Below are 10546 nucleotides of genomic sequence, written 5' to 3'. Positions count from 1 at the left end.
GCGATGATGAAGCAGATGGTGGCAGAGAGCAGGGTGGGGATCATCAGAACGCCGAACCAGCCTACGTACAGGCGGTTGTCGGTGCTGGTCACCCAGTTGCAGAACTGCTCCCACAGTGATGCGCTCTCGCGCCGCTGTAGAGTCGTTGTCATAGTTATTGAGTGCTTGGTTAAGTAAGAGGACGCATCAGATAATTGCGTCGTATTAGGAGTATAAGACTTTCGTTGCTTTTTGTAAAGTTTGACAGGAGATTCTCATTAAATACAGTGCAATGAAGCTGTGACCCAAAGACTCAAACCTACTCTGCTCTTGCAGTCTTGGGCTTTAAAGTACTCAAAGCTTGCTTAATGTCTAGAGCCAGGAAATGATCTAGCGCTAGATAAGCTCTGTAATAAGAACGCTGAGATTCCTGATGCGTTTTCTGAAAACCTAACGCCTGCCGCAACTCTTCACAGGAAGGGCTAACGACCAGCGAGTACAAATCACAAAGATTCGGAAAATCGTTCTGCATTTGAGCCAGGGTTTGCTGAGCATCCTTCAAAAAACTGTAGATGTGCTGTCCCTGCATGTAGGGAGTGTCAATGATCCAAGCGCGAATGAAGACAGAAGTGCAGTCCAGATCCCCGGGAGCAGCCATCTTAAACGGATCGACATCGGTATCGGCTGTCAAAAAGAAGTTGCGGCTGGGCGGCAAGAAGAAACTATCTTCTGATTCACTGCTGACCGGATAGAAAATACTGATGCCGACTGGGTTCAGGTTGTCCGATCTGCGTAAAACTCTCATGCAAGCAGAATAGTTCTGTGACCAGTTTCTCAAGCACTTAGCGGTTTTGCGAGCGGCTGCGGCAGCAGAAACATCTCGAAGAATTTCGGTGTAGTTTTTGATAAATAGGTTAGCAACCGGAATAACGTCAGTTCGTGGATTAAAAGCATCCGGGTAAAGCTGGACGGATTCTAGAGATTCAGACTGCTCAGCAAAGATTAGCTCTGGTAGGTCTCGAATTCTCAAACAGAGCGTTTGTCCATCAAATCGTTTTTCTAACAAACCTAGACCAATCAAGCGATCGAGCATCATTCCTGCAGCGCGATCGCTCCCTTTTTCCTGTTGACCATAAAATAGCTCTGCTGCTTCTCGGTGGGTACAGGGAATCATTTCCGTCATCGGATAAAGTCGAGTAAGCGGTTGGTCTAACGACTCCCCTCGCTCCTGCTGCGACTTCAATAGCAAGTACGCCCACAGTTTGACAAAATATTCTGCTCGAAGGCGCGTTAGTCCCCCTCTTTCTTGTAAAGCGGTGATATAGCTGCGTTGCCGTTCTATTGGAAACCACCGATCTAGTGACTCTGGGTTAACCATCGGTTGAGAAACAGAAACCATATTTATTTCCGCTGTCTGTTATGAGGATTTGCGATCGCATTACAAAAAAACGTGTAATTTTAAGTATCGAATGTACCCAAACGGGTGAGCCACTTCACAAGCTTCAGTTCGATAATCTAAACATCACCTGATTAAGCAACCCAAACTGAGCGTTTTACCTGATGGATAGGATCGAGTTGTAGACAACAGCGGTTGATCCACTTCCAAGTGATTCTCTTTCGGAAAGTGGACGGCTTTCACCACAAACGCTGTAAGTCTACAAGCTATTCCACTCAGCAATGAGGCAGAACATAGTTCTGCCAAGTAACTCTACTGGGCAAACGAGATTGACCCGTTAGCAGAGCGAGCTTTCGGTAGATATTCAAGGATTGGATATTGCAGAGCAACCCGATCCACTAATTTTACATCCGCCATTATTCCGCGTTTTCGCGGACAGATTGCCGTAACTATAGAAAAACTTCACACTGCTTCAGTGCGCTTCACCCCACTTCAGCTTATATGTGCTAACTTCACCCTACTAGGGCTACTTACGGCCAGCTCATTGCGAGTTCACTTTTGCAACCAGCAGAATGACCTCAAAGCCTGATGAGTACTAAACCTATGTCAATCCGTCTTTGCCCCACCTCTCAAGAATCATTTGTTACGATGCATTCTTCAGTTGAGTACGGTTTGTCAACAAAGCCTCTTTTCAACAAAGCAAATGCTGGCTTAAAGCCTTCTAAGCTTGCCCCAAATAAGCTTGTCTCAAACAAGCCTGCCCCGAAATCTGAACCTCCTAGAGTAGAAATTCTTTCAACTGACTCTACTGATTCGAGTGAATTTTGGGGTGCTTTGGTTGATTTATTGCCAGAGGGAGTAATTGTTGTTGCCCCAAATATGCGTTTGGTTCACCTCAATCTCAAGGCTAGAGAACTTTGTCAACAGCTCACCCAGAACGATTGTGAACTCAGTATTTTGCCCTCTGCGCTAGCTGAAATTTGCCACCGCTTAATTAGGAAGTCTGGTTCAGAGGAACACGTTCTAATTGTAGAAAGTGAAACTTCTACAGGACTACGACTCCGTATTCGAGCGCGCTGGTTTAACCCAAAACCTGCTCATGGTGAGAACGCTAGTCCTGTCAATCGTCAGTTCATCCTGCTTCTGATTGAGAGCCATAACGAAGTTTTGCAGGAAGAGCTTTGGATTGAGCGCCGCAAGTATGACTTGACGGAGCGAGAAGCTGAAATTTGGTTACTGCTGCGTCAGGAATATAGCTATCAGGAGATTGCTGAAGCTTTACGCATTAGTTTGAATACCGTGAAAACCCACATCAAAAACGTCTATGCTAAGAGGCGCAGCCATCAAGGGCAGGACAGGCTGCTGATGTTTTAGGGGAATCGGTTTTGTCTACTCAGGTTGTGACCTATAGCCCCGCTTATACGGTGGTGCCAACCTACGAATGCTTTAACCGCTGTACCTACTGCAACTTTCGCGTCGATCCAGGAACAGATGACTGGATAGTTTTGCAACAGGCAGAGGAGCAGTTAAAGCGGCTTCAAGATCGGGGAATTATTGAAATCCTGATTTTGAGTGGTGAAGTGCATCCGCTTAGCGCGCGACGGCAGGAGTGGTTTCGCCGGATCTATCATCTGTGTGAGTTGGCACTGTCGCTAGGTTTTTTGCCTCATACAAACGCTGGACCGTTGAGCTTTGCAGAAATAGCTCAGCTTAAAATGGTGAATGTGTCGATGGGGCTAATGCTAGAACAGGTCACACCTGAGTTGCTCAAGACCGTGCATCGGCACGCTCCCAGTAAGGTGCCCGCTCTGCGTCTTCAACAGTTGGAGTGGGCAGGAGAATTGCGTATCCCTTTTACAACGGGGCTGTTGCTAGGGATTGGTGAGACAGTCGCCGATCGCCTGCAAACATTAGAAGCGATCGCCCAAATCCACCAGCGTTGGGGACACATTCAAGAAGTAATTTTGCAGCCCCACAGCCCTGGACAGCAGCAAAGCTGGCAGGGAGCTGCTTTTAAGATTGACCAACTATTGGAAATGGTGACGATCGCCCGTGACATGCTGCCGCCAGAAATTACCCTTCAAATTCCTCCCAATCTAATTCCTGATGCAGATCTTTTAATTGCTTGCATTGAAGCAGGTGCAAGAGATTTAGGTGGTATTAGCCCCAAAGATGAGGTTAATCCGGACTACCCTCATCCACGGGATGCAGCATTGAATCAAACTTTAGTAGAAGCGGGCTGGCAGCTTTTGCCTCGTTTACCGATTTATCCTCAGTACGATAGCTGGTTATCCGCTCCACTACAGCTTGTGGTTCAGCGATGGCGTAACAGCTTAGTATCCCGTTGCAGCAAAGTCTAATTGGTTAACACAGTCTATACGCTCTACCCGAGTACTGTAGTTTCCGTCTGGATCAAGATACAGCAATCGAAATCCTGGCTTGAGCTGATCCAGGGCAAAGTTTGCGCTGTTGGGCTTGAATTGCACGCAGGTCGAGGGAGTTCCTAGATAGCGAACACTGTGCCGCCAGTGATCAAACTCTTGATGAATGTGACCAAACAGTACTAGCTTGACCTGAGAATAGCGGTCGAGCACGGCAAACAGATCTGCTGAGTTCTGCAAATTAATTTCGTCTATCCAATTTGAACCAATAGGAAAAGGCGGGTGATGCAATGCCAACAGGGTAGGGTGGGGAATTGCCTGGAGCTGCTGTTCCAGCCAATTCAAGCTTTGGGAGGAGAGCTTGCCGTCCACTCGACCCGAAACTGCTGAGTTAAGTAACACAAAATTCCAGCCTCCTCGTTGAAACGTTTTTTCGGCTGAGATGGGCGCAGTATTCAGAACCTGCTCCATAACGGAAGGAACATCATGGTTCCCAGCTAGCCAGTAAACGGGAATTTTTAGAGGTAGTAAAAACTGATATAAACAATAATAGGATTCAACTGTCTCATCTTGAGACAAATCGCCTGTCAACAAGAGTAAGTCTGGTTGAGGCTGCAATTTTTGTAAGCAACTTAACACTGCGTTCAGAGATTTGGCAGTTTGTAAACCAAGCAATTCCTGACTCTTGCCCGCAAATAGATGAGTGTCTGTAATCTGAGCAATGAGGAGGGGGGAGGGGGGAACCATGGCAGTTAAGGTGAGAGCCGCAAAGATTTTTTAGAAATGAAGATGATGCTTTGATAAAGTAACTTTGAAGTAAACTTAAAAACGCGATCGCATACAGATCTTTTTGTGATTTACATCACAATTCGCCGATTTGTTACAATTTTGCTTCAGCCAAGCAAAATTGAAGGATGTGCCTCAGCGAGGAACGTCTTTCAGAGTTTTAGAAGAGTCGTAAAGATGGTACGGAAGACCCAAAATTTGATATATTGATGATTCAACGAGCGGCGGCATGGCCAAGTGGTAAGGCAGGGGACTGCAAATCCCTTACCCCCAGTTCGAATCTGGGTGCCGCCTTTTTGTAGTTTGTACGGTCGCATGTGTACAATCACGAATTCTTTGTCTTGTTTCACGAATTCGTGTCGTTTGGGCTAATTTTGACACCCATTTCACGAATTAATGTCGTTTGGGCAATTTGGGGCACGTTTCACGAATTAATGTCGCAGTTGACATTTGGACGTATTCCTGATTTTGCCACATAAGACTTAATCTACCATAGCCCACTCATGATGAAGTGAGATAACTTTTGCAGACCCCTGCCTCTTTCAAACCTTCCTTCAAACAGCCCATTGATTATTGGCAGACATATTGCTGTCAATGTTTCTTTCAACGCCCATCCTTTAGACTAACCAGATTTGGTAAGCCTGAATGGAACGATGTATTGCTAGTTTCCTACTTTCAAACCTTCCAAACAGAAGGATAAGCATAATTACTCACACTCCTAAAGCAGGATTCTTATTCCGCACTCGTAGAAATTTCAGCCCACTAGTACTGGAAGGGCGATCGCAACACAATCTCTAGAAGCAAGTTGAACAGCGGATCAATAATTTCAACCCTTCTGATACCGGGAGGGCGATCGCAATCTAGAAATCCGAAGTCTTTTAACGGGTGCGGATACCTTTCAACCCTTCCTATACCGGAAGGGCAATCGCAACTCCCGGTAGCTAAATCCAAATACAATCAGGCTTTAACAACCTGTTCTGCCTAACCAAACAGATTTTAGGACTTAACTCTTCTGTTTGAAAAGATCATTTAGGTATAAGGTTCTGTAACCCTTACATAAAAGGATTTGGATTCTAGCAAACCTACCGGGAAATTGAACCTAGCTTGGGTTTGTCAAAAATTGAGGAAGGTCCCCTTGATCGGGAAACTTTAGTGGCTGTCACGCAGTACGTCTGCACCCTTATCAACCGAATAGCTGAAAGAGCTTTGCTCCCTGGTATCAGGCTCGCCACACCTGACCCCGAACAGTAGGCAATGCCTACAGATGTCACTGGACTTTGATACTCGCGATGGAGAACCCAAGTCGTCAACATAGCGACAGAAAACTGTTGCTGAACTTTGATACCTATAATGGGTTGTCAAAGCGTTGATACAGCAACAGAACCACCGGGCTAGAAAGTACCTGCTCGTTGAGCAGTAAACTTACCCTGATTTTATGCACTCGCTAATGCGATAGCGGCGGAATTGCTCTAATTCTATTGTCAAGGTGCGAAAACTATTTCTACCTTTCGGTAGACTCTCGATTGTAGTAGGCAGTTTGGGCAAGGTCTTTTGCCTTGTCCTGTAAGTCCCCAGACCATGGTTGCCATGCTGTTTCGATCAAAATTCCATCACGTTCTGCTCTACAGCAAATAGCCGTAGCAAGGCGACCATAGCTCCATTGATGAAAGCTTATCCGAAACTGCTTAGCGTACTTATCTTGAGCTTCCTTCAAGCCAGGAAACTTCTTCTCAGCTCTTGCTCTTATCTCACTTTCAATACTTTCACGAATGTTTTCGATCTTTGGTATGACAATGCTGCCAGCTTTCCATTTAGTTGCTAGCTCGACAATTCTAGCTGCCAAGAGTCTGTCCAAATACAGACCCAAATTTGTTCCTGATTCAGATTGTTGGTACACACCTTGACTTTGCTCCTGACTGCAACGGAGCGATTTATCTCGAAGTAATCGCCGACGACGAGCAATTAACCTATATTTCTGAAATCTTAATTGAACAATGCTTTGATTTCCTTTTTTTACTTTTACATTCTGGTCAGTCAATAATTGGCGCACAGTTTGAGTTTCTAATACCCTGTTTTCTTTTGCATCCCAAACTACAACAGTAGCAGGCTTATGTCGGCTAAAGCTTACTCCAACTAAGATATTAGACTGCCCTTGATAAGACTTTTTACCTGGACGTGAGAAAGCAGACTTATTGTTAAGTCGGGTGAGTGTAGATGATTTCCTTTTCCTGTCCGCTACTTGCCCAGCACTTAGCTCCTGTTTGTCAGTAACAGTTTTTTTCTTCCTGGAATCCCCTGAATCACCCTCTAACTGTTTAGTGATCTGATCAATTTCTTCCTGCCGTACCTCCTCCGTCCCTTCTGCAGTGAGCAAACGAGTATCAATTGAGCATTGAAGATACAACCGATGAGTATTCCAAGGTTCAGTTTTTCGGACTTCTGAAGAAGTGCCAACATCCTTCCCCGAAACCACTACCGTATTATTTTTCTGTTTCTTTTTCTTCTTTCGAAGGCTTTTGGGTGGAACTCGATTATCCTCTCTCCAGATTAAACGAGCAGACCGGAGTAAGAATAGGCTAGCAGAACACTTCTCTGAGTCAGTTTTTCCTATCTTATCCAACTCCTTGTATGTTTTCCAATCAGTCATAAACTGGTGAAAATATGGTAACTGACGGCGATCGCATAGGATCTTAAAGCTATGTTCTTTCAATCCCTGAAAACGAACAATAATTTGATTTCTTGGTTTGTTAGTCCTCTTACCCTTGAGAGTTTTACGCTCCTGTGTCTCCTGAAACCATCGGAGATCGGTATTGCTACCAAAATTGATTGGGTAGGGTAGAGACTTTGGCAATCTCATAACAGCGGCTTGTCTTTGATCTTCCTCCACATTCCATTTAATGAATTCTGATCCATTCTCCTCAGAAGTTGAAAGGTTGCTTGGCAATTCAGTAGCAAACTCTAAATTCTTCTGGTACTGCGCTCCAAAAGGATCTCTTCCCTTTGGCAATTGGCTCTTCAGTTGTTGATCCAGACGCTTAATTTCAATTCTGGTTTTCTCAATTTTTAAAGGAATTTTATCTAAATCTTCCTCTTCATTCACTTGAGAATGATTTCTTACCAGATGGGCAATAGCACGACGTGTTAAGGCATCCTCTGAAGAGTTATATAATTTATTCAGTTTATGTAGTGAGATGAATTTTCTTTTCTCTTGTGTTTTTTCTGAGGCTGTTTGCTTTCTGTCTTTTTTTTCTCCTGATGCTTCAGTGGCTTCCTTTTTCATCTCGAACAGAAGTTGGGATAGAATTTCACGAGCCTTTTCTACTACTAAATCTAGTTGCGACTTATTATGTTCCATAAGCAAATCGTCTTCCACGACATCTAACCAGAGTTGCTTTCTATTGCGTTTTTGCTGTTGTCCATGCTGTAGGGCGAGCCATGATTTATAAGTAGTCTGAACTGTAGAAATCGCTGATCTATAAAAGCGATCAGGTAATTGGCTGAAGCGTGGGTCTGAAAGCAATGGAGTTTCTTCATTACTTGATTCTTTGGCAAGGCGTTCTATAGCTTTCGCTGGTAGATTGCCTACACTCTGCCATTTTTCAAAATCTGGATGCTGGGCAACTCTTTCCAAAAGCTCTCTTACAAGAACTGCATGCTGCACCATAAGCGACCATACATGTTGGCGAGTCGCTTCGCTAGCAGCTAGTAGGCACTCAACGGTGATGATAGACATAACTCTTCCCCTAACAAGTTTTTCTCTAACCTTTGAGAATTTTGACCCTATCTACACTGTCCCATCAAATTGAAAGGTATGCCTTACTTAGTGGCAATAAGAGAATTGAAAGCAGCACCACCAGTCACTAACTCTTGATTTTTCCTACATACCTTAAGCTCGACTTTATCCATTTGAGATCGAGGTCATTCTAGACCCAGCCTGGATTTCGCTCAGGCTCTCGTATTTTTCAAACGTCATAGGATATCACCGACATTGAAAAAAGTCAGAAGCATATTCTGAAGTGCCAGAACTACCAGTGGAAAAGGGTTCTAGAATTTGGATAAAGTCGAGTTAAGAGGTAAATCTAACCTTGTAAGTATATGGTAATCTAAACTTGTCAAAATGACAAACAAAATGACAACGGCTATTGCTCCTCAAACCCCTGCTCATAGACACTGGACTGCGTTAGAAGCTTACCTCAGCCAATAGAGGATGACAGCATGGAATTCGATGAGTTTCTGAAACACTGGGATGTAACAAGGGAAGAACTGGCTTATATCTGTGACTGCTCGCTGACAACAGTGAACCACTGGTTCTCACAGGGAGAGCATCGTAGATTTCCTTCTGAGAAGCACAAGCAGAGGCTTGCGCTTGCTCACCATATCTGGACGACGATCGAAACTGAGCCGGAGTATCTTCAGACACTTCGCAGTATGTACAGCATGAAACTTAGAAGAAGGTCGAATTGACTTTGCCATTTGGCAAGCTGTTTATTGTTGAGGCAAGAGAGTTTGCATTCATCCCTGCCTGTTTAACTAGCCTCCAAAAAGTTATCGAAGCTCAAGTTTCTCCATTTCTGGACGACACCTCGTTTCCATTCCCTTATAGAGTGATAGATAAGTGAACAGTGTAACAACTGGATAGTTCAAGACTAGGTGTTTTCGCTCCCTTACGGAAAAGAGGGTTTGAACCCTTCCTCCGATGACGTATAAAAATTCGTTTGCCACCAATCACACCGTTACTGATGACACCGTAGTAGAGATCATTTCAGCAGGTTACACTCGATGGAAGGTGGAGAACGAGAATGACAACACCCTCAAGACTAAGGGTTGCAATCTGGAACACAAGTTCGGGCACGGCAAGCTATCTCTCCTCGTTGCTTGCGGCTCTCAACATTTTGTCCCATTTATTTCATACGTTGCCGGAGTTGCTTAACCACAAGTACAAGCTGCTGAGAGCTAGATATCCCAATTAATACCAGTTAAATTTTCATAATGGGGATTGCTGCTACAACAATTAACAGCACCTCAATCTAAACTGATATAAGACTGGTTTGCTAAATCTAAAAGCAACTGTCTTGCTTTAAGGAACAGTTGCTCAGGAAAGTTTTCTGTTGAAACAGAGATTGTTCCATCATCATCAAACACAAACTGTAACTTTCCAACTGAAACCTGAAACGGAAACCAATCCCCCTCCAAAAGATAGTTCTGCCTAATTCCTTCCAAATTGAGTTCAAGCACAGTAGGCAAGGGAACAGCAATCAGCCCCTCGATCGCATTTTGTAAACCGACTTCTATTACTTCAAAAAGTACTTGATTTGCACTTGTTATCTGTTGCCGTTCGCTGATCCGCTTTAAACGCCTTGATTGTCTCAACTTTTCTCCTAATTCAGCAATTTCTTTAGCAGGAAACTTTAGAGCTTTACGAACACTTGCCCAATAAGCAGCAAAGCAGAGCTGAAGATCACACTCACTCATCTGCTCCTGAAATCTCTGCTCAGCAACTCGCATTGCCTGCTCAAGAAGATTGATCTGTTTATCATCTCGATCCTCCTGAGCAAGTTGCCGCATTTGGTTCTTAACTAACTCAGTTAAGCCAAGCTCAATTTTCACACTGTGCCTCTCCCAGTCCTGGTCAAGTAAGGTTTTTCCCTGCTTAATCAAACTCTGTATAACGAATGCTTCTAGCGAAAAGACCTTAAATCTCATACCACCACCTCTGTGATACAGGATTGGTAAGTTGTCTCACTGATCAATGCCGTGCCCACCAAGATCCCTATTACCGGACGAGCATCTAATTCAGCACAGGAAGCAGTGTAAGCTGCTATCCGAATCAACTCCTCATCCAATACCTGCTGGATGTCGGCAAGAGACAAGGCTGTTGCCTTAGACTCTACTAGGGCGTGTTTTAAAACCTAGAACCAAAAGAGAATTGCAGCAATGGTGAGCATGGCAAGATAGTTCTCCGCTCGTTTCTCATAGCGTGTTGCAATACGTCGAAACTGCTTGA

7 protein-coding genes, 1 tRNA gene and 3 pseudogenes are annotated in these 10546 nt (G+C 44.4%); 4 read left to right on the top strand and 7 right to left on the bottom strand.

The window, feature by feature from the left end:
* Nucleotides 1-152: pseudogene (locus H6G00_RS30415) on the bottom strand (photosystem II q(b) protein); the annotation flags it as partial.
* A gap of 146 nt (nucleotides 153-298) precedes the next feature.
* Nucleotides 299-1378, bottom strand: coding sequence for a hypothetical protein (locus H6G00_RS30410; protein WP_206757025.1), 1080 nt, complete (start codon nucleotides 1376-1378; stop codon nucleotides 299-301).
* 585 nt (nucleotides 1379-1963) lie between these two features.
* Between H6G00_RS30410 and H6G00_RS34930 the strand changes: the two genes are divergently transcribed.
* Together H6G00_RS34930 and cofG are read left to right on the top strand one after the other, a co-directional pair.
* Nucleotides 1964-2749 (top strand): LuxR C-terminal-related transcriptional regulator, encoded by a 786-nt coding sequence (locus tag H6G00_RS34930; RefSeq protein ID WP_199318811.1) that lies wholly within the window; start codon nucleotides 1964-1966, stop codon nucleotides 2747-2749.
* A gap of 11 nt (nucleotides 2750-2760) precedes the next feature.
* Entirely contained in the window at nucleotides 2761-3735 is a 975-nt protein-coding gene (gene cofG / locus H6G00_RS30400) for a 7,8-didemethyl-8-hydroxy-5-deazariboflavin synthase subunit CofG (protein WP_190799571.1), read from the top strand.
* On the opposite strand, the gene cpdA is transcribed toward cofG, so the two are convergent.
* Nucleotides 3709-4503 carry a 3',5'-cyclic-AMP phosphodiesterase gene (gene cpdA, locus H6G00_RS30395; protein ID WP_190799570.1) on the bottom strand — a complete coding sequence of 265 codons (795 nt, stop codon included), beginning with the start codon at nucleotides 4501-4503 and terminating at the stop codon, nucleotides 3709-3711. The genes cofG and cpdA overlap by 27 nt on opposite strands.
* 262 nt (nucleotides 4504-4765) lie before the next feature.
* Between cpdA and H6G00_RS30390 the strand changes: the two genes are divergently transcribed.
* A tRNA-Cys gene (locus tag H6G00_RS30390) sits at nucleotides 4766-4836 on the top strand.
* 1207 nt (nucleotides 4837-6043) lie between these two features.
* Here the strand turns inward: H6G00_RS30390 and cas12k are convergent.
* Nucleotides 6044-8275: a type V CRISPR-associated protein Cas12k gene (cas12k, locus tag H6G00_RS30385; RefSeq protein WP_190799569.1), complete on the bottom strand. Its 2232-nt coding sequence runs from the start codon at nucleotides 8273-8275 to the stop codon at nucleotides 6044-6046.
* 963 nt (nucleotides 8276-9238) lie between these two features.
* Here cas12k and H6G00_RS30380 point away from each other — a divergent pair.
* Nucleotides 9239-9512 (top strand): annotated as a pseudogene (locus tag H6G00_RS30380) (ISNCY family transposase); the annotation flags it as partial.
* 52 nt (nucleotides 9513-9564) lie between these two features.
* On the opposite strand, the gene H6G00_RS30375 reads toward H6G00_RS30380, so the two are convergent.
* The 3 genes and pseudogenes from H6G00_RS30375 to H6G00_RS30365 all read right to left on the bottom strand — a co-directional run.
* Nucleotides 9565-10245 carry a hypothetical protein gene (locus H6G00_RS30375; protein WP_190799568.1) on the bottom strand — a complete coding sequence of 227 codons (681 nt, stop codon included), beginning with the start codon at nucleotides 10243-10245 and terminating at the stop codon, nucleotides 9565-9567.
* Nucleotides 10242-10412 (bottom strand): hypothetical protein, encoded by a 171-nt coding sequence (locus tag H6G00_RS30370; RefSeq protein ID WP_190799567.1) that lies wholly within the window; start codon nucleotides 10410-10412, stop codon nucleotides 10242-10244. Before H6G00_RS30370 ends, H6G00_RS30375 begins: the two co-directional genes overlap by 4 nt.
* Before the next feature lie 39 nt (nucleotides 10413-10451).
* Nucleotides 10452-10546, bottom strand: a pseudogene (locus H6G00_RS30365) (IS5/IS1182 family transposase); the annotation flags it as partial.

It is taken from the genome of Leptolyngbya sp. FACHB-541 (assembly GCF_014695875.1).
Classification (GTDB): domain Bacteria; phylum Cyanobacteriota; class Cyanobacteriia; order Elainellales; family Elainellaceae; genus JAAUTN01.
Note: the sequence above shows the minus strand (reverse complement) of the source record. Positions and strands in the feature narration are given on the sequence as shown.